The organism is Collinsella tanakaei (genome assembly GCF_016902615.1).
GTDB lineage: Bacteria > Actinomycetota > Coriobacteriia > Coriobacteriales > Coriobacteriaceae > Collinsella > Collinsella tanakaei_A.
Genome location: NZ_JACJMB010000002.1, coordinates 126052 through 146065, shown reverse-complemented (window position 1 = coordinate 146065; position 20014 = coordinate 126052). Strand labels below are relative to the sequence as shown.

The following is a 20014-nucleotide window of genomic DNA, read 5'->3' as shown; positions in this document are numbered from 1 at the left end:
GGCAATCAAGCGCCGCACGGCCGCTCGCGACGAAGACGAACTTGCCGAACGCTTCACTAAGGGGCCCTCTTAGTGAAATGTTCGGCAAGTTCGTTGCTTTTGTGTGAGAAGACGCCGCCCAGACGCAACGAACGCGGACGGGCCCCAGCTCAAGGGACCCGCCCGCGTCACGTATCAGCGTCGATCGCCGTCAGGCTCGCTCAAGCACTCCCGAGCGGCCTCCTTATCAGCTGCAGCCCGTGGTGGTGCCGCAGTCCATACACACCTTGCATGTGCCGTTTTGCACCATGCGGGAGCTGCCGCAATTGGGGCAGATGCTGCCGTCGTACAGGCGCTCGCCATGAATGGCGGTATCGTGCACCGCCTCGTTCACGAATGCCGCGGTGTAGCGGTCGCCGCTGTCGAAGGCGCCGGTCTCCTCCAGCAGCTCATCCTGCTTGGCGGCGGTCAGACGTTCGCGCTCGGCCTCGCTCACCGCGGGCTCGTCGTCGAACAGCGGATCGTCCACAGCAGGCGCCGCGGCGGCCGGTGCCGGCACCGCGCCCGCCACCTGGGCCCAGCCCTCGGGCTTCACCTGCACGCGCGTGAAATCGCCCAACTCGATGTCGATGACCTTCGAGATCAGGTCGGAGATGGAGTTCACGTACTTGATATACGGGTGGCTCTGCACGAAGCCATAGGGCTCGTACATCTGACCACGGAGCATCTTGGAGATGCGCTCGGCAGGGATGCCGTACTGCAGCATCACCGAGATGGTCTTGGACAGCGAGTTGAGCAGGCCCATGATGGTCGTGCCCTCACGGTCCGTCGTCACGAACAGCTCGGAGATATCACCCTCCTCGTTGCGGTTGACCGTCGTGTAGATCTTCACGCCGTCGATCTGCGCCAAGTGGGTATGCCCGCTGCGGATACCCATGATGCGGCGGCGCTGCGCCGGCTGGTGCGCCGTGGCAAGCTGCTTTTGGGCGTCGCGCGCATAGTCGAGCAGCGCGGCGTAGGAGAGCTCGCCCAGATCCTTCTCACCCGTATCCTCCGCCAGCGAGGTGTTCAGCGGCTGGGCGTTCTTCGAGCCGTCGCGATAGAGCGTGATGCCCTTGCAGCCCGTCTTCCATGCGAGCATGACCACGTCCTTGAAGTCCTGGACGGTGGCCGTACCCGGCAGGTTCACGGTCTTGGAGATGGCGCCGGAGATGAGCGGGGTCATGGCGGCGACCATGAGGACGTGGCCGCGCGGATCGATGTAGCGCTCGCCCGTGCCGCAGGTGTTCGCGGTGTCGAAGATCGCCAGGTGCTCGTCGCGCAGGTGCGGGGCGCCCTCGATCTTGCCGTCCACGATCATGCCGGCCTCATCGGTCGCCTGGACGTAGGCGAGCACATCGGCCACCTCATCCTCGGAATAGCCGAGATGGCGCAGCGCGTCGCCGATCACCGGGTTCGCAATCGTCATGAAGCCGCCACCCGAGAGCTTCTTGTAGATCATGTGGCTGAAGAACGGCTCGATGGACGTGGCGCCGCAGTCCATGGCAAACGAGATGGTGCCCGTAGGCGCCATGACGGTCACCTGCGCGTTGCGATAGCCGTACGCCTCGCCGAGGCGCTCGGCCTCCTGCCACGACGAGACGAGCGCCTCGGCGAGGTCGTGCGCACCCACCTGCTCGAGCAGCCCGAGATCGACCGAGGGCGGCTGCACCGTCAGGTTCTCGTAGGCATCGTCGCGGGCACCGGCCACGCGCGCGTGGTTGCGGATGACGCGCATCATGTAGGGGCGGTTGAGCTCGAAGCAATCGAATGCCCCCACCTTGTGGGCCATGAGGGCGGACACCGCGTAGCTGCGGCCTGTGAGCGTGCCCACGATCGCAGCCGCCAGGGCGCGCGCCTCGGGCGAATCGTAGGGGATGCCGCTCGCCATGAGGAGGCTCGCGAGGTTCGAGATACCGAGGCCGGTGGCGCGGAAACGGTAGGTGCGCCGCGCGATGTCCTTCGTGGGGAACTGCCCCCACGCGATGGACGCCTCGAGCGCGAGCTGCGCGATATCGATGGCGTGCTCGTAGCCCTCGACATCGAACGCGCCCGTTGCGGGGTCGAAGAAGCGGTAGATGTTGATGGAGCCCAGGTTGCAGCTCGAATCGTCCAAGAAGGCGTACTCGCCGCAGGGGTTCGTGGAGTTCAGACGGTTGTAGGGCGCGCCGACCTGGCCGTCCTCGCCCGCCGGACAGGTGTGCCACTCGTTGAACGTATCGGAGAACTGCGGCGCGGGGTCGGCGCAGCGCCAGGCGCTCTCGTTGAAGACGTCCCAGATGTGCGCGACGGACACGTCCTCGTCCTTCGCCGGGTCCACACGGCCGCGCAGGCGGTAGGTCGCGTCCGGGTCGTCCTGCAGGTTGTCGACCTTCTTCATGAACTCGTTGTCGATGCGCAGCGAGTTGTTGGAGTTCTGACCCGACACGGTGGCGTAGGCCTCGCCGTTGATGTCGCCGTCATAACCCATCTTCATGAGGGCGAGCGCTTTGCCCTCCTCGCGCGCCTTCCACGTGATGAACTTCTCGATATCGGGGTGGTTGATATCCAGGCACACCATCTTGGCAGCGCGACGCGTGGTGCCTCCGCTCTTGATGGCGTCGGCGTTGCGGTCGAGGCCGCGCAGAAAGCTCATGACGCCGCTCGACACGCCGCCGCCCGAGAGCTTCTCGCCCTCGGCACGAAGCGCCGAGAAGTTCGAGCCCGTACCCGAGCCACCCTTGAAGAGCTTCGTCTCGGTCACGAACTCATCGGAAATGGAGTGCTCGCCGAGCAGCTTGTCTTCCACCGACACGATGAAGCAGGCGCTCGCCTGCGTACGCGTGTACTGGTCGGATGACTCCACAACCTCGCCGGTCTCGGGGTCCACGTAGTACATGCCCTGCGGCTCGCCGTGGATACCGTAGGCACGCTCGAGGCCGGTGTTGAACCACTGGGGGGAGTTCGGGGCGAAGCGCTGGTCCAAGATCATGTAGACGAGCTCGTCGTAGAGAATCTGCGTCTGCTCGCCCTCCTCCACCATGCCCTCGTCGATGAGGGCAGCGACCCAGAAGTCGACCATGCGGTGCGCCACCTGGCGCATCGAGGTCTCGTGGCCGCATCCGGGCACGCCGGCACGGCGGAAGTACTTCGACGCGACGATGTCGACGGCGTTTTGCGAATACCGCGCCGGAAATTCCAGGTCGTGCATATCGCACAGGACCTTGCCGGTTTTGTAATCAGTCAGATGGACATCGCGCGTCGTCCACTCGAACAGGTCGTAGACGGTCTTGCCCGCATATTCGGGTTCGTCGAGCGCCGCGGTGAACCTGCGGGTGATGAGTTCGCCAATCGTCTGGGCCATGAGCAACCTCGCTTTCTCTCGGCTGCTCAAGTATCGCCCCTCGCGCGGACAAAAACCTCGTGCGTAAAGGCGCAAGGGTGCCCTCAGCAGCCAGCGATATCGATTCTATCAAGTTGTACTTGAAAGTTAATCAATATCTTGTCTTGTTCTGTGAACGGTATCACTATATATTGTGTTTCGACTTCATGAAAAGCTGTGACGATGCAACGAAGCGCAGCTCATCCGACCACAGCATATTGAATGGCGACGGGACGAGCCGCGCGCTCGCGTTGCATCTTCGTTAACCCTTCACAGCGAGGCGAATGAGATCGGAGAGCCGCCTGAGATGTCCATGAGCGGAGGCTTTGCTATCCGCCGAACCTGTATCGAGATAGCGAAGACGAGTTCCCCACCGCCGTGACGGATCGCGGCGTCGCAGCCGAACGGCGCCCATGCGTGACCTCATCGCCAAAAAAATCGCCCACATCCTGAAGACCTTTGGCGCACATCTCGCCAGAGACCGACTGAATCTGCATTTCGTGTACTTCGAATACACGATTTTCAGCATTTCGTGTATCTGAAGTACACGTTTTACAGAATGAGGGCGCAATATGGGTCCACAGGCATTATGAATGGCGAAGCATTGCACAGTGAAGACGACTGACGGAATCAGCCCTGTCCCAAAGCAACCTGTCTGCCTCCCACCGCGATAAAGCCAACCATGAGACAAAAGGCCGGCGGCCGCTTCCATCCAAGCGACCGCCGCCTCGATTTCATTTCGCAATGCGCACGCCGTCATGCCGGCAGCCCAATGAGATCACGAGGCGCCACACCCCCCTCGCCCTATCAGTGGCTGTCGGACACCAGCTTTAGGCCGATGATGCAGACGATGAGGCCGCCGATGAAGATCGCCTTGGCGATGGAGAACGGCTCGGTCCCGGTGAACATCCCGTAGCACACGGTCAGTGTGGCGCCGATACCGACCCAGACGGCATAGGCGGTACCCGCCGGCAGCGAGCGCATGGCATAGGCGAGCCCCGCCATGCTCAAGAACAGGCCGACGACGAACACGACCGTGGGCCCAAACTTGGTGAAACCCTCCGCGCGGCTGAGAGCCGTGGCCCACACGGCCTCCATGCAACCGGAGACGATCAGCACAATCCAATTCATGAGATAACAACCTCCCTGATCGATGCGCCGTCTTTTCGATCCTGGTACGGCTGCCCTCGTCAGGGAGCTGCGCACATCGCGCAATCGTGGCAACCTTAGCAAAGGGGCGGTGGGTTGGCAGCCGCCCCGTAACCTGTCGCCACCGTCGCTCGCGAGGGCGGAAATCTGTTCGCAACACGCTCGCAATCTGCAGGGACGCACTCAGCGGCGAACCCGCCCGTTCAACTAAGCTGAAAAAGACAACACCAAACGTATCTGACGGCGCGCCGCCCAAATGACCCCCGTACGCTTCCGCTCGCAAGCTCGCACCAGCGCGCCCGACTCCACCATCGAGGGAGACCACATGTTCCATATGCCCATCTACCGTGCACCCGATTTCTCGCAGGCCCTCTTCACCAGCGCGCCCGACGCCACGCTCGCCCCGGTCGAGATGGACGGCGTCGCCCCGCAGGGCTTCCACAGCACCTCGGTGTTTCCCGAGTACATCAAGGTCGATGGCGCCTGGCTGCTTGCACGGCACGGCCGCATGGACGCGAGCATCGTGGTCGCCCGTGACGAGGCGGGTGCGCCCGTGCTGCACGCGGTGGAGAACCGCAACCTGCGCACAGGCGACCTGGTGGTCCTCGGCCGCACCGAGAACGCCGAAGAGGGCATCTACGTGCACGCCGACTGCTTCGATGACCCCTGCGACGAGACACCTGAAGGGATGAACGACAAGTTCGCCTTCCGTCAGGGACGCAGCCGCGAGACGTCCTTCGCGCGCGACTACGACCGTCTGTACGAACGGATGCGCTACGATCGCGACCACGGCAAGATCGTGTGGGTCCTGGGACCGGCGTTCGCCTTCGACGCCGACGCGCGCCACGCCATGCAGGTGCTGATCGAAAACGGCTTTGTCGACGGCATCATGGCCGGCAACGCCCTTGCCACCCACGATCTCGAGGCGGCGACGCTCCACACGGCTCTTGGCCAAGACATCTACACGCAGCAGACGCAGCCGAACGGGCACTACAACCACCTCGACGTGATCAACCGCGTGCGACGCGCCGGCTCGATCGAGGCGTTCGTGCGCGAGCAGAATCTGGACGACGGCATCATCGCGAGCAGCGTTCGTCGCGGCGTCCCGCTGGTACTCGCCGGCTCCATCCGCGACGACGGGCCGCTGCCCGGCGTGATCGGTGACGCCTACGCCGCGCAGACCGCCATGCGCGAGATGGTCACGGATGCGACGACCATCATCTGCCTGGCAACGATGCTGCACACCATCGCCACCGGCAACATGACGCCGTCCTACACCTATGGCGATGACGGGCAGATCCGCCCCGTGTTCTTCTACACGGTCGACATCTCGGAGTTCGTCACCAACAAGCTGCTCGACCGCGGCAGTGTCTCGGCCACGTCGTTCATCGCCAACGTGCAGAACTTCATCGTCATCGTCGCCAAGGGCTTGGGGCTGATGTAGGGCTGAGGTTAAAGTCCCTCGTCAGCACCCAAGGTTTTGTCAGATCCAATTGACTCGATCCGAATTGAGTAAAACTGGAGCTGAACAACACGACGTTCAGCGGCAGGTATGCGAAGCAAAACGGGGAGCCTGGCTTCGGCCGGGCTCCCCGCTGCCGCTTCATCAGCCGAGCTCCTCGGCCACGTAGCGTCCCGTGATGCTGTCCGCACACGCCGCCACTTCCTCGGGCGTGCCCGCGCACACGATACGGCCGCCGGCGTCGCCGCCGCCCGGGCCCATGTCGATCACGTAGTCGGCGTTCGCGATCATGTCCAGGTCGTGCTCGATCACCACCACGGTCGCCCCGTTGTCGATCAGGCGCTGGAGCACGCCGAGCAGCACCTCAACATCGAGCGGGTGCAGGCCGATCGTCGGCTCGTCGAACACGAACAGTGCGTCATCCTGCTTGCGGGTGAGCTCGCTCGCGAGCTTCAGGCGCTGCGCCTCGCCGCCCGAAAGCGCCGGCGTGGCCTCGCCGAGCGTCAGATACCCCAAGCCCAAATCGTGCAGGACCTGCAGCTTCGCCTTCGCGCTGCGGAGATTCGTCTCCGCCAGCACCTCAGCGGCCTGGTCCACCGTGTATGACAGAAGCTCCGGCAGCGATATATCGTCGGCGAGCTTGATCGCATACGCCTCGCACCCGTAGCGCGCCCCACCGCAGTCGGGACACGGAATGTCCACGTCGGGCAGAAACTGCACGTCGAGCGAGATCTGGCCCGTGCCGTCACACGTGGGGCAGCGCAGCGATCCGGTGTTGTACGAGAACGCCCCCGCTTTGAGTCCGGCTTCTTTGGCCGCGGGCAGCTTCGCGAAGGCGCGACGCAGGTCGTCGAGCACGCCGGAATAGGTCGCCACGGTCGAGCGCACGTTGGCGCCGATGGGCGTGGCGTCGATCAGGTTCGCGCGGGCGAGACCATCCGCCTCGACTGCCCGCACATGCGCGGGCAGCGCCTCGCCCGCGAGGGCCGCCTTGAGACCCGGGATCAGGCTCTCGAGCACAAGCGTCGTCTTGCCAGACCCCGAAACGCCGGTCACCGCGGTCAGGCGCCCCCGGGGGATCTCGACCGACAAGGGTTTCACGGTGTGGATCGCATCGGTCTCGAGCCGGATGGCACCGTCTGCGAACACCTCCGCTGCCGTCGCGCGCTCGCGGACGCGGACCGTGCGAGCACCGGACAGAAACGGCCCGATCCTGGTCTCGGGTGCGGCCTCGATGTCTGCAACCGTCCCCTGCGCGATCACGCGCCCACCGTCGGCACCCGAGCCCGGACCGATCTCAATCAGATGGTCAGCCTGGCGAAGCACGCGCACGTCATGGTCCACGAGTACCACCGAGTTGCCATCGGCAAGCAGGTCGTCCACCACGCCGAGCAGGCCCTCCACGTTGGAGGGATGCAGGCCGATCGACGGCTCGTCCAGCACATAGAGCACGCCGCACGTGCGGTTGCGAACCGCGCGGGCGAGCTGCACGCGCTGCCGCTCGCCGGTGGAAAGCGTCGAGCTCGCGCGGTCGAGCGAAAGGTAGCCCAAGCCCAGCTGCTGCAGGCGGCAGACGGGTTCGGCCATCTCCGAGCAGATGCTTTCCGCCATGGGACGCAGGTCCTCGGGGCAAAGGCCGGGCACCGTGGGCACCCAGGCCGCCAGCTCGTCAAGCGTCATCGCCGTGGCGTCCGCAAGCGTCTTGCCGCAGATCTCGGGTCCGCGGGCGCGCTCGGACAGGCGCGTCCCGTGGCAGTCGGGACACACCTCCTCGCGCAGGAACTTCGAGACGCGCGCAAGCCCCTTCTCGTCCTTCGCCTTGGACAGCGCGTTTTCCACCGTGTAGACCGCGTTGAAATACGTGAAGTCGAGCTCCGCGAAGTCGTCACCCTTCTTCGACTTATAGAGGATGTGCTTCTTTTCCGCCGGACCGTGGAACACGATGTCGCGCTCCTCGGGCGTCAGCTCGCAAAACGGCACGTTCGTGCGCACGCCCATGGCGCCGCAGACCTGCTTCATCAGATCCCACATGAGCGAGCCCCAGGGCAGCACCGCCCCGTCGTCGATGGAAATGGACTCATCCGGCACGAGCGTTGACTCATCCACCGTGCGCACGATACCCGTGCCCCCGCATGTGGGGCACGCGCCTGCGCTGTTGAACGCGAGGTCCTCCGCACCCGGCCCCATGAACTGCACGCCGCAGACCGGGCAGGTGGTCATCTGGCCGAGCGCCACGTCCATGCTGGGCGGCACGCGATGCCCGTTCGGACACACATGGCTGCCCACGCGCGAGAACAGCAGACGCAGGTAGTTGAGGAGCTCGGTCGAGGTGCCGAACGTGGAATGCACGCCGGGGATGCCGGGGCGCTGCCGCAAGGCGAGCGCCGCGGGCACGTGGAGCACCTCGTCCACCGTGGCGCGCCCGGTCTGGGAGATGCGGCGGCGCGTGTAGGTGGAAAGCGCATCCAGGTAGCGGCGGCTCCCTTCCGCATAGAGCGTGCCCAGCGCTAGCGAGCTTTTGCCTGAGCCCGACACGCCCGCGATACCCACGAGCTGTCCCAGCGGGATATCGACATCGATGTTCTTCAGGTTGTGGACGCGCGCCCCGCGCACGCAGATGGCGGTCGGCTGCTCGTATCGAACTGGTTCCATCTCGCTCCCCTCTCGCACGACTTTCAGTATAGCGACGCGGCAGGCCCTCCCATCCCCTTCGCATATGGAACCCTTCTCATGCCCTGGAGTACAATCGATGCGAACGGAAGGGGTCACTATGGACATCAACCAGATCGCCCAGATGGCAGGCGTGTCGCGCGCCACGGTATCGCGCTACCTGAACGACGGCTACGTCTCGCAGGAGAAGCGCGCGACCATCAAGCGCGTCATCGACCAGACCGGCTACGTCCCCTCCCGTCAGGCGAAAACCCTGCGCACCGGCAAGACCGATGTCGTGGGAATCATCATCCCCAAGATCAACTCGGCATCCGTCTCGCGCATGGTCGCCGGCATCACGTCGGTCTTCAACGATACGGGTTTCCAGATCCTGCTCGCGAACACCGATAACGATGCGGAGCGCGAGGTGGGGTTCTTGCGCCTGTTCACCGAGCGCCATCAGGTCGACGGCGTCATCCTCATCGGAACGGTGTTCACGCCGGAGCACCTGGCTGCCATCAAGGCCCTGCGCGTGCCCATCGTGATCCTCGACCAGAACCTGCCCGGCTACCCCTGCGTCCATCAGGACGACTATGACGCCATGCGCGATGTCGCCGAGATCGCGGTCGCGCATGCGAAGGCCCCTGGCTACATCGGCGTGCTCGAAGATGACGTCGCCGCAGGCAAGATGCGCCACCAGGCCTTCCTTTCGATCTGTGCGGACCACGGTATCGAGGTGCCCGGGGACGCCCAGGCGATTGCCGCCTTTACCGTCGACGCGGGCTACGCGTGCGCCGAGCGCATCATCGAGGCGCATCCGGAAACCGATGCGCTCGTGTGCGCCTCGGACTCCATCGCCTACGGTGCCCTCACCTACCTGCGCGAGCACGGCCGCCGCGTACCTGACGACGTGCAGGTGACCGGCGTGGGCGACGCTGAGTTCTCCCAGCTCGTCACGCCGCGGCTCACCACCGTCCATCACCACTACAAGACCTCGGGCGCCGAAGCGGCGAAGATGCTGTTGGGTCTTATGACCGGCAGCGGCACCGTCCCCCGTGAGATCAAGATGGGCTACGAGATCGTCGAGCGCGACTCTACACGCTAGCCGAAACCCGTTCAACCTTTCTGCCGCGACCGTTCGCCGACTGATAGCTACCGTTTATAACTGGAATCGATTTCACATAGCATGACAGAAGTGATATGAGCTATTACTACGTTGTGAGAACGATTCCACGTGAGAACATTCTCATATCCCGTCAAGCGATGTTGAGGAGGATTCATGGCACTCGATTACACCAAAGCCGCCCAGGAGATCCTGGACGCCATCGGCGGTCCGGAAAACGTCATCTCCGCGGCCCACTGCGCCACGCGCCTGCGCCTGGTCATTGCGGACAACAGCAAGATCGATCAGAAGAAGGTCGACAACGCCGAGGGCGCCAAGGGCAACTTCCAGGCATCCGGTCAGCTGCAGGTCATCTACGGCACCGGCACGGTCAACAAGGTGTACGACAAGTTCATCAAGCTCGGCAACATCACCGCAGCCACGAAGGCAGAGGCCAAGCAGGCCGCCGCGGAGCAGCAGAAGAACCCGTTCATGCGCGCCATCAAGCTGCTCGGCGACGTCTTCGTCCCCATCATCCCGGCCATCGTCGCCTCGGGCCTGCTGCTCGGCATCATGAGCGCCCTGTCGTTCATGGATTCCAACGGCTTCATCACGCTCGACATGAACAACGCGTGGTACCAGATCCTGAACCTCGTCTCCAACACCGCCTTCACGTTCCTGCAGATCCTCATCGGCTTCTCTGCCGCCAAGGCGTTCGGCGCCAACCCCTACCTGGGCGCGGTCATCGGCATGCTGCTCATCAACCCCGCCCTGCAAAACGCCAACACCGTCGCGGCTGAGGGCGTCCAGCAGACCTACACGGTCATCCCCGGTCTCTACTCCATCGAGTGGATCGGCTACCAGGGCCATGTCATCCCCATCGTCATCGCCGCGGGCATCCTCGCCTTCATCGAGAAGCGCCTCCACAAGATCGTGCCCGAGGCCTTCGACCTGTTCGTGACCCCGCTCGTCTCCGTCGCCGCGACCGCCTACATCGTCATGCTCGCCGTCGGCCCCGTCTTCGTGTGGGCGGAAAACGCCATCCTCGGCGCCATCCAGTTCCTGCTCACCCTGCCCGCGGGCATCGGTTCGCTCATCATGGGCGCCCTGTACGCGCCGACCGTCGTCACCGGCATTCACCAGATGTACACCACCATCGACCTCGGCCAGCTCGCGAGCTACGGCGTGACCTACTGGCTGCCGCTCGCCAGCGCCGCCAACATCGGCCAGGCCGGCGCCGCCCTCGCCGTCGCCCTCAAGTCGCATGACGTGAAGATCCGCTCGCTTGCCCTGCCCTCGTCGCTTTCCGCCTTCATGGGCATCACCGAGCCCGCCATCTTCGGCGTCAACCTGCGCTTCGTCAAGCCCTTCATCGCCGGGTGCATCGGCGGCGGCCTGGGAGCCATGTTCGCCTCCATCGTGGGCCTCGCTGCCGCGGGCACGGGCGTCACGGGCATCTTCGGCATCCTGCTGTGCCTGAACCAGCCCATCCAGTACATCATCATGTTCGCCATCGCCGGCATCGTGAGCTTCGTCATCTCCTTCATGCTCTACAAAGATCCCGACGGCACGGTCGACGTGGCGTAACCGCGCAGCACCACCCCTTTCTGCCCACCCCTTCGGGGAGGCATCCCTCCCGGATGCCTCCCCTTCCCATAAAGGAGCACCCCCATGACTACCGATTGCTGGCGCATGGGCTTCCATATCATGCCGCCCACCGGATGGCTGAACGACCCCAACGGCCTCTGCCAGTTCCACGGCATCTACCACGTCTTTCATCAGTACAGCCCCGACTGGCCTGCACCCGGCGCCCCGCGCGGCTGGGGCCACGCCACGAGCCGCGACCTCATCCACTGGGAGCACCACGGCATGGCCATCCGCCCCGACACGCCCGACGAGGCACAGGGCTCCTACTCCGGCTGCGCCGTGCGCGTGGGCACCGGCGCCGACGAGCACCTGCGCTTCTACTACACCGGCAACGTCAAGGAGCCCGGCGACTTCGACTACATCCATACGGGCCGGCGCGCCGCGCAGCTGCTGATCGAGAGTCCCGACGGCTTCGAGCTCGGCGAGAAGCGCGTCCTGCTGCGCAACGAGGACTACCCTGCGAACTGCACACTCCACGTGCGCGACCCCAAGGTGTGGGTCGATGCGGACGGCACCTGGTGGATGCTGCTCGGCGCGCGCGACGTCGACGACTGCGGCATGGTTCTCGTATTGAGCTCTGCCGACGGCATCGCCTGGACCGTCGTACGCGAGATCTACCCGTGCGCACCGTTTGGCTTCATGTGGGAATGCCCCGACCGCATCGAGCTCGACGGACACGTCTACCTCTCCTGCTGCCCCCAGGGCATGGCCGCCTTCCCGTGGGCCTCCGGCATGCGCGATGTCGCCGGATACTTCCCGCTGCCCGAGGGCGCGGACCTTTCCACCTTCGACCAGGCGATCCCCGCCGAGAGCTTCCGCCTGTGGGACCACGGCTTCGACTTCTACGCCCCCCAGACCTTTACCGACGAGCAGGGTCGCACCCTCCTCATCGGCTGGATGGGCATGCCCGAGGCCCCGTATGAGAGCGCGCCAGACAACCTGTCGTGGTGCCACTGCCTGACCGTGCCGCGCGTGCTCACGCGGCAGGCGGACGGCGTGATCGCGCAAGCGCCTGCACCTGAACTCGACGGCCTGCACGAGCAGGAGGAGGCCTTGGTCGCCAACGACACGAGCGTGCTTTCCGGTCACCGCCACGACCTCGTGATCGAGGGCATCGATGACCCGTTCTCCCTCACGCTCGACGATGAGCTGGAGATCGTCTTTGAAGACGGCTCCCTCACCCTGCGCTTTACCGCACGCGGCACGGCCAGCATAGGCGCCGGTCGCACAGAGCGCTCCTGCGCCGTCGAGAATCTGTCCGACGTGCGCGTACTTGTCGACAGCTCGGCAGTTGAAGTCTTCGCGAACGGCGGCCGCATCGTCTTCGCCACGCGCTGGTTCCCCTGCGCCGACACCTGCATCGTCCGCCTAGTCGGGTCGACGCCCTCCGCGCGCGCTTGGCGCATGGGCGACGGCATGCGCGGCACATACGCATAGCGAATGCTCAAACGCTTCCTTGCGCCTCTCACGCGCCCCACGGCGCCGTGAGGGGCGCTCTTGTATCGCGCCTGCGTGAACAGACGGATGCTGGCATCAGATGGCCGCATCGCTCCACTTTTCTTTTGCCACACTGTATCTAGAGACAAAGACCGTGCGGAGTTATGCATGCGTTCGAACACACCCGTTTACCTGCGGCGTTACAGAACGGTAGCCCGATGAGACGCCATTTCGGGATAGCGACTCGGTGTCATGGCCTCAATCCCATCTCAATCATTTCTTGAATCGGACACCGGCACCCCGGTGCGGTGATGAGCTGTATGATGGGTCGGAAGGCGAACGGGGCGTTACCGCCATGCGCATAGCGATTGTCGATACCTCACAGGCGGAATGTGCCAACCTGCGCCACATCTGCACGCGCTGGAGAGCCAACCAGAGCACGCAGCCGTCCGTCGAGACATCCTCCACTGCCGAGGCCTTTCTCAACGCTTGGCATGCCCGCCAGTTCGATCTGGTGATTCTCGATACCGAGCTGGGCGGAGACCGTCTGGGCATCAAACGTGCGAAGACCATACGGGAGCACAGCGACGACTCAGCAATCGTCCTCACCTCCCTCACGCCGCAGCGCGCGCTCGAGGGCTACGAGATCAGCGCGGCGGGGTATCTTCTCAAACTGGTCTCCCGAACCCGACTGATCGACACGCTCGATCGCGTGGCACCCACGTGCCTGTTCGCAGCAAGTAGCGAACCCATCCGCCTGTCCGCCCAGGGCCTTGAACTACTGCTGGAGCCGCATGGCATCGCGCTTGTCCAGTCGCGCAACCACTATGTCGACCTGTTGTTCTCCAGCGGACACGAGATCCGCGTGCGCAAGAGCTTCTCATCTTTGCGCGAGGCCCTCGCCGACCTCGGCCCGTTTTTCCAGAGCGCCCGCGGCACGCTCGTCAACTTCACCCACGTCCGCGCTATCGACGGCAACTCGTTCATCCTGTTCAACGGGCGCTCCGCACCCATCTCCCGCGCGAACCTGTGCGAGGCGCGCCTGCGCTACGAGTCCTTCATCCTTGCGCAGGCCCAGTTTCCGCAGGATAGCCGCTGAACCGTCTCGTACGGCACGCACCCTTCGCTTCGCCTCCCGAAACGCATGGGAGGCCCGCACGTACGTGCGGGCCTCCCATGTGAGGAAGGATGGACCGAGGTACTGGCTACTCAGACACTACTTGTCGATATGGCTCATGAAGAGGGACTCGATCACGAGCGTCACGCCGCCGACCACCAGGTACGCTGCGACCAGATAGCTCAGCACGAGGCTCGAGAACAGCGGCATCAGCACGAACACAAGGCCCAAGATGATGTTGATGATGCCCGTCGCGGTGCCCACACCGGTGTGCTGCAGGCCGAAGTAGTGCATGCGGTGCGCATAGGTGATGCGCTCGATGCCCGTCACGATGAACAGGAACCCGAGCAGAAACACCAGCGTTCTCGCCGTGAGGTAGGCAGGCAGCGCAAACAGCATGATGCCGAGCAGGATGTTCAAGATGCCCGTGATGATCTGCGCGGCGCTGCGGAAGAACTCAGGCGTCTGCACGTAGGACACGATCTGGAAGATACCAATAATCACCAGAGCTGCCGCTCCGAAGCCCTGCACGAAGGCATAGAAGCCATAGGGGGCAACCGCCGTCACCACACCGGCAGCGATGAGCAGAATGCCCAAAACGGCAAGCCAGATACGGGCGTGCTTGATGTGGCTGTTCCATTGATCGATGAAATCGCTACGGTAATCGAAATGAGAGTCGTACGCGTTCATAACTATCGCTCCTATCAGGTAGGCCGCGCCTCCCAGATGGCGCGGCACGTCGGTAGTCTTGTTCTACCCTGCTGAGAAGAAATTATTAATGTGTTTCAAAATTGGTGTCGTTTTTCTCGCTCACCATACTATACAATTGGCAGATATGCTGTTTTGAACGTCTTTCCCTGTACAACATCATCGCGCACGCAACGAGCCGTAGGGCACGTATAGTACTGCCGTCCCCATCGGCGCCCGAGGTGCAGGCAATCGCAAACGGGGGCGTGAAACCCTGCGCCAGGGGCCTGCCAACCGTGCTGATCGGAGCCTCCTGCAAGATAGCTGATCGCTTGTTTTCGCGCCAGCAGGCGAACGCCGCGCAGTGACGGGCGCAAAACGGTTTTGCCAGCGCTTCCCTAGCTTTCGCCCAGCGCCATGCGCCGTTCGTCCACCACGGACACCGACAGGCCCACCAGACCCACGTCGCTGTCCTTCAGCTTGCGCGCAAGCGAACCCAACGTCGGCTCCTTCCCCCTGCCCGCGATCTGGAGATAGAGCTCGCCCTCGTCAAGCGTCAGGTTCACCACCCGGTAATCGGTCCCCTCGAGCCACGCCACGGCCGCATCCTGGGCCGCACGCTCCTGCATCGAGGCACGCACCACACCCATGCTCTCGTTGAACAGCAGGGCGACGAGCACCACCGCGCCGATGCCCACAAGCGTGTACCAGAGCTTGCGCGCCTTATCGCTCACCACGGAATAGCGCTTGGCACCGAGCCCCATGAGCAGGTACACCGCGCCGCCCATCACCTGGATGGCCACGTAGTTCGCCAAAAACAGCACGAGGGCACCGAGCGCCTGCTCGAACGCCCGCTCGTACAGGGCGGCGCCCACCACGCACAGCGGCGGTACGATGGAGGCGGCGATCGCCACGCCGGGAACCGCGTCGGGAATATCGCTGCGCATGGAGGCGAGCGCCGCCATGAAACCCGAAGCGAGCGCGATGATCAGGTCGACCAGGCGCGGCGAGACGCGTGCAAGCACCTGGGAATTCGTCTCCATGTTGGCAGCCACGGGGATAATTGCCGTCACGAGGGCGGACACGCCCACCACGAGCACCATGCCGAGCACCGTGATGACAAGGGTGCGGAACGCCTCGCGCGGACGCCCGAGCGCCGTCGCGAGCGCGGTGCCGAGCATGGGCGACATCAGCGGCGCGATGAGCATGGCGCCGATGATCGTCGTCGCGGAATCGGCCGCCACGCCCGCTGTCGCCACAACTGTCGCCGCAAGCAGACGCAGCGCGAACGACGAGTACTGCCGAAGCGGCCTATCGACCAGCATGAGCGTCGAGCGCTCGGCATCGACAAGCACCGCCTCATCGAGCGGGCCGCCCAACAGCACCTCAGATACCCTGTTCATAGATCCGCCTCCACTCGCCATCCGCTCGATGCCGACAGCCGCGCCCGCGGCTTCTCCGACGGTGCCGGCGGCAACCCGGCACCGCGCCCGATCGCTTCACCTCGATAGTAACCAAACATCGTTGCGTGCACTTGAACAGCCGCCGCGCATCCCGTGACATCCGGGCTACGGTATGAAAAAAGGACCCCGAAGCCCTGCGGCTTCGGGGTCCTCGGCACACGACGGGTGTCGTGTCAGAATCGCTGCATTACGCCTCGTTGTAGAGGGCGTTCAGCTTCAGCAGGTGCTGATAGCGGTCCATGGCGGCCTGCTCGTTCTCGGCGAAGAGCTCCTCGGCGCGCTCCGGGAAGGAGCGGGTCAGGGAAGCGTAGCGGGCCTCGTTCATCAGGAACTCCTGATAACCGCCCTTCGGCTCCTTGGAGTCGAGCGTGAACTTCTTGTCCGCAGCGGGGTTGAAGCGGAAGAGGTTCCAGTAACCGCAATCGACGGCCTTCTTCATCTCCATCTGGCAGTTCTGCATACCGCCCTTCTTGATGGAGTGCATCTCGCAGGGGCTGTAGCCGATGACGATCGACGGACCGTCGTAGGCCTCGGCCTCCTGGATGGCCTTGAGGGTCTGAGCGGGGTTCGCGCCCATGGCGACCTGCGCCACGTAGACGTAGCCGTAGCTCATAGCGATCTCGGCGAGGCTCTTCTTCTTGATGGCCTTGCCGGCAGCGGCGAACTGAGCGACCTGGCCCAGGTTCGAGGCCTTGGAGGCCTGACCACCGGTGTTGGAGTAGACCTCGGTGTCGAAGACGAAGACGTTGATGTTGTGGCCGGAAGCCAGGACGTGGTCCAGGCCGCCGAAGCCGATGTCATACGCCCAGCCGTCGCCGCCGAAGATCCAGAAGGACTTCTTGGTGAGGTACGCCTTGTCGGCCAGGATGCTGGAAGCAACCGGGCAGCCGTCCGCGGCAGCCTGCTCGAGCGCCGGGATCAGCGCAGCGGCAGCGGCCTTGGAACCCTCAACGTCCTTGCGGGCGTCGAGGTAGGCATGGATGAGCTCCTTGGTGCCCTCAGGGGTCTTATCGCTCTCGAGCATCTGGTTGAGCTCGACGACGACCTTGTTCTGGACGGCCTCGTAGCCGAGCGCCAGACCGAGACCGTGCTCGGCGTTGTCCTCGAACAGGGAGTTGTTCCACGCCGGGCCGTGACCGTCCTTGTTGGTGGTGTACGGGCAGCGGGCAGCGGGGTTGCCCCAAATGGAGGAGCAGCCGGTGGCGTTGGAGATGAACATGCGGTCGCCGCAGACCTGGGTCACGAGGCGAGCGTACGCGGTCTCGGCGCAGCCGGCGCAGGAACCGGAGAACTCAAGCAGCGGCTGCTTGAACTGAGAGCCCTTGACGTTGTTGGCCTCGAGAACCGGCTTCTCGGAAACCTCGGCGACGCAGTAGTCGAAGACCTTCTGCTGCTCGAGCTCCTGCTCCTGGGGAACCATGGTGAGGGCGCCCTTGGGGCAGACCTTGGCGCAGTTGGTGCAGCCCATGCAGTCGAGCGGGCTGATGGCCATGGTGAACTTGAGACCGGTGTCCTTCGGGATCTTGATGTCGAGGGTGGCCATGTTCTCGGGCGCCTTGGCGATCTCGTCCTCGGTCAGACCGAACGGACGGATGGTGGCGTGCGGGCAGACATAGGCGCACTGGTTGCACTGGATGCACTTCTCGGAATCCCAGTGCGGGACCATGACGGCAACGCCGCGCTTCTCGAAGGCGGAAGCGCCGGTGATGAACTGGCCGTCCTCGTGGCCGACGAACGCGGACACGGGCAGGGAGTCGCCCTCCATGAGCTCGATGGGCTCCATGATGGTCTTGACCTGCTTGGCGATGGCGCTGCACTCCTCGTCGGAGAGCTTGACCTCATCGTCGGTGGCGTTGGCCCACTCGCCCGGGACCTCGATCTTCTTGAACGCGGTGGCACCGGCGTCGATGGCGCGATGGTTGGCCTCGACGATGTCCATGCCCTTCTTGGAGTAGGACTTGGTGGCGGCGTCCTTCATGTACTGGATGGCGTCCTCGGAGGGGAGCACCTTGGCCAGCGCGAAGAACGCGGACTGCAGCACGGTGTTGGTGCGCTTGCCCATGCCGACCTGAGCGGCCAGGTCGATAGCGTCGATGGTGTAGAGCTGGACATCGTTCTGGGCGATGTAGCGCTTCTCCTCAGCGGAGAGGTGCTTGGCGAGCTCGTCGGCATCCCACTGGCAGTTGATCAGCAGCGTACCGCCGGGCTTCACGCCCTGGGCGATCTTGTAGTGCTTGGTGATGTAGCTGGGGTTGTGGCACGCGACGAAGTCGGCCTTGGTGATGTAGTACGGCGAGCGGATGGGGTGGTCACCGAAGCGCACGTGGCTGATGGTGACGCCGCCCGTCTTCTTGGAGTCGTACTGGAAGTAGGACTGGATGTACTTGTCGGTGTGGTCGCCGATAATCTTGGTGGAGTTCTTGTTCGCGCCGACCGTACCGTCGCCGCCGAGACCCCAGAACTTGCACTCGATGGTGCCCTCAGCAGCGGTGTTGGGGGCGTCGGCCATCTCGGGCAGGGACAGATCGGTGACGTCGTCCACGATGCCGACGGTGAACTCGCGGCGCGGGGCGTCCTTCTTGAGCTCCTCGAAGATGGCGAAGGCGCTCGAGGGAGGAGTGTCCTTCGAGCCGAGGCCGTAGCGGCCGCCCACCACGGTGATGCCCGTCTTGCCGGCCTCGTAGAGGGCGGAGACGACATCCTGGTACAGAGGCTCGCCGATGGAGCCGGGCTCCTTGGTGCGGTCCATGACGGCGATCTTCTTGACGGTCTCGGGGATCACGTCGACGAAGTGCTTGATGGAGAACGGACGATACAGGCGGACCTTGACGAGACCGACCTTCTCACCGTGGGCGTTCAGGTAGTCGATGACCTCCTCGAGCGTGTCGCAGAAGGAGCCCATGCAGACGACGATGCGGTCGGCATCGGGAGCGCCGTAGTAGTTGAACAGGCCGTAATCGGTGCCGAGCTTGGCATTGATCTTGCCCATGTAGTCCTCGACGACCGCCGGCAGCGCGTCGTAGGCCTTGTTGCAAGCCTCGCGGTGCTGGAAGAAGACGTCGCCGTCCTCGTGGGAACCGCGCGCGGAGGGATGCTCCGGGTTGAGCGCGTGATCGCGGAAGGCCTGGACGGCGTCCATGTCGCACATCTCGGCGAGATCGTCGTAATCCCACACGGCGACCTTCTGGATCTCGTGAGAGGTGCGGAAACCGTCGAAGAAGTTCAGGAACGGAACCTTGCCCTCGATGGCGGCGAGGTGCGCCACGGGAGCGAGGTCCATGACCTCCTGGACGTTGCCCTCGGCGAGCATGGCGAAGCCGGTCTGGCGGCAAGCCATGACGTCGGAGTGATCGCCGAAGATGTTAAGAGCGTGGGAGGCGACGCAGCGGGCGGACACGTGGAAGACGCCCGGCAGGCCCTCGCCCGCGATCTTGTACATGTTCGGGATCATGAGCAGCAGGCCCTGAGACGCCGTGTAGGTCGTGGTCAGAGCACCGGCACCGAGCGAACCGTGGACGGTACCGGCGGCACCGGCCTCGGACTCCATCTCGATGACGTTGACGGGCGTACCGAAGATATTCTTCTTGCCCTGCGCGGCCCACTGGTCGACATGGTCGGCCATCGGGCTGGACGGCGTGATCGGGTAGATACCCGCAACTTCGGTGAATGCATACGATACGTATGCAGCCGCCTCGTTGCCGTCCATAGACTTGAACTTACGCGCCATATACCCCTCTCCTCTCAAGTTGGGTGTACATGTTCCGGCGGCCTCACGGCAACCGGGGATTACCTTGCATGGATACCCCCCGGCGATCAGGATGGCATCAGTGGATGAAAACCCGCATGCATGGTTTATTGTACTCCGAACAACGTTTGCAAAAAGCGGAATCTAACGCAGATTTTCCCGTCGAATTCTGTGAGC

Annotated in this window: 11 protein-coding genes and 1 riboswitch; of the genes, 5 read left to right on the top strand and 6 right to left on the bottom strand. The window is 64.0% G+C overall.

The genetic code is table 11. The features are described 5' to 3' along the window. Positions 1 to 226: 226 nt before the first annotated feature. Both H6A21_RS01465 and H6A21_RS01460 read right to left on the bottom strand, forming a co-directional pair. Positions 227 to 3367, bottom strand: coding sequence for a vitamin B12-dependent ribonucleotide reductase (locus tag H6A21_RS01465; RefSeq protein ID WP_275052427.1), 3141 nt, complete (start codon positions 3365 to 3367; stop codon positions 227 to 229). 819 nt (positions 3368 to 4186) lie between these two features. After that, positions 4187 to 4510 (bottom strand): DMT family transporter, encoded by a 324-nt coding sequence (locus tag H6A21_RS01460; protein ID WP_204559816.1) that lies wholly within the window; start codon positions 4508 to 4510, stop codon positions 4187 to 4189. Between the two features lie 21 nt (positions 4511 to 4531). Then, positions 4532 to 4598: riboswitch (guanidine-III (ykkC-III) riboswitch) on the bottom strand. Positions 4599 to 4853: 255 nt separating this feature from the next. Here H6A21_RS01460 and H6A21_RS01455 point away from each other — a divergent pair. Next, positions 4854 to 5972: a hypothetical protein gene (locus tag H6A21_RS01455; protein ID WP_204559815.1), complete on the top strand. Its 1119-nt coding sequence runs from the start codon at positions 4854 to 4856 to the stop codon at positions 5970 to 5972. 162 nt (positions 5973 to 6134) lie between these two features. On the opposite strand, the gene H6A21_RS01450 is transcribed toward H6A21_RS01455, so the two are convergent. After that, positions 6135 to 8642, bottom strand: a complete 2508-nt coding sequence (locus H6A21_RS01450; protein ID WP_204559814.1) for an excinuclease ABC subunit UvrA — start codon at positions 8640 to 8642, stop codon at positions 6135 to 6137. Between the two features lie 118 nt (positions 8643 to 8760). On the opposite strand from H6A21_RS01450, the gene H6A21_RS01445 reads away from it, so the two are divergent. The 4 genes from H6A21_RS01445 (at position 8761) to H6A21_RS01430 (ending at position 13924) form a co-directional block, all read left to right on the top strand. Further along, entirely contained in the window at positions 8761 to 9744 is a 984-nt protein-coding gene (locus tag H6A21_RS01445) for a LacI family DNA-binding transcriptional regulator (RefSeq protein WP_204559813.1), read from the top strand. Positions 9745 to 9918: 174 nt separating this feature from the next. After that, complete coding sequence (locus H6A21_RS01440) at positions 9919 to 11328, top strand: PTS transporter subunit EIIC (protein ID WP_204559812.1); 1410 nt, start codon at positions 9919 to 9921, stop codon at positions 11326 to 11328. A gap of 84 nt (positions 11329 to 11412) precedes the next feature. Beyond that, on the top strand, positions 11413 to 12825 hold the full coding sequence (locus tag H6A21_RS01435; RefSeq protein ID WP_204559811.1) for a glycoside hydrolase family 32 protein: 1413 nt from the start codon (positions 11413 to 11415) through the stop codon (positions 12823 to 12825). Positions 12826 to 13180: 355 nt separating this feature from the next. Beyond that, positions 13181 to 13924, top strand: a complete 744-nt coding sequence (locus H6A21_RS01430) for a LytR/AlgR family response regulator transcription factor (protein WP_204559810.1) — start codon at positions 13181 to 13183, stop codon at positions 13922 to 13924. 117 nt (positions 13925 to 14041) lie between these two features. Here H6A21_RS01430 and H6A21_RS01425 read toward each other — a convergent pair whose 3' ends face one another. The 3 genes from H6A21_RS01425 to nifJ form a co-directional block, all read right to left on the bottom strand. Then, positions 14042 to 14632, bottom strand: a complete 591-nt coding sequence (locus H6A21_RS01425) for an HdeD family acid-resistance protein (RefSeq protein ID WP_204559809.1) — start codon at positions 14630 to 14632, stop codon at positions 14042 to 14044. Between the two features lie 395 nt (positions 14633 to 15027). Continuing rightward, positions 15028 to 16032 (bottom strand): TIGR00341 family protein, encoded by a 1005-nt coding sequence (locus H6A21_RS01420; protein ID WP_204559808.1) that lies wholly within the window; start codon positions 16030 to 16032, stop codon positions 15028 to 15030. A 247-nt stretch (positions 16033 to 16279) separates the two neighbouring features. Next, entirely contained in the window at positions 16280 to 19819 is a 3540-nt protein-coding gene (gene nifJ / locus H6A21_RS01415; RefSeq protein WP_204559807.1) for a pyruvate:ferredoxin (flavodoxin) oxidoreductase, read from the bottom strand. Between the last annotated feature and the right edge of the window lie 195 nt (positions 19820 to 20014).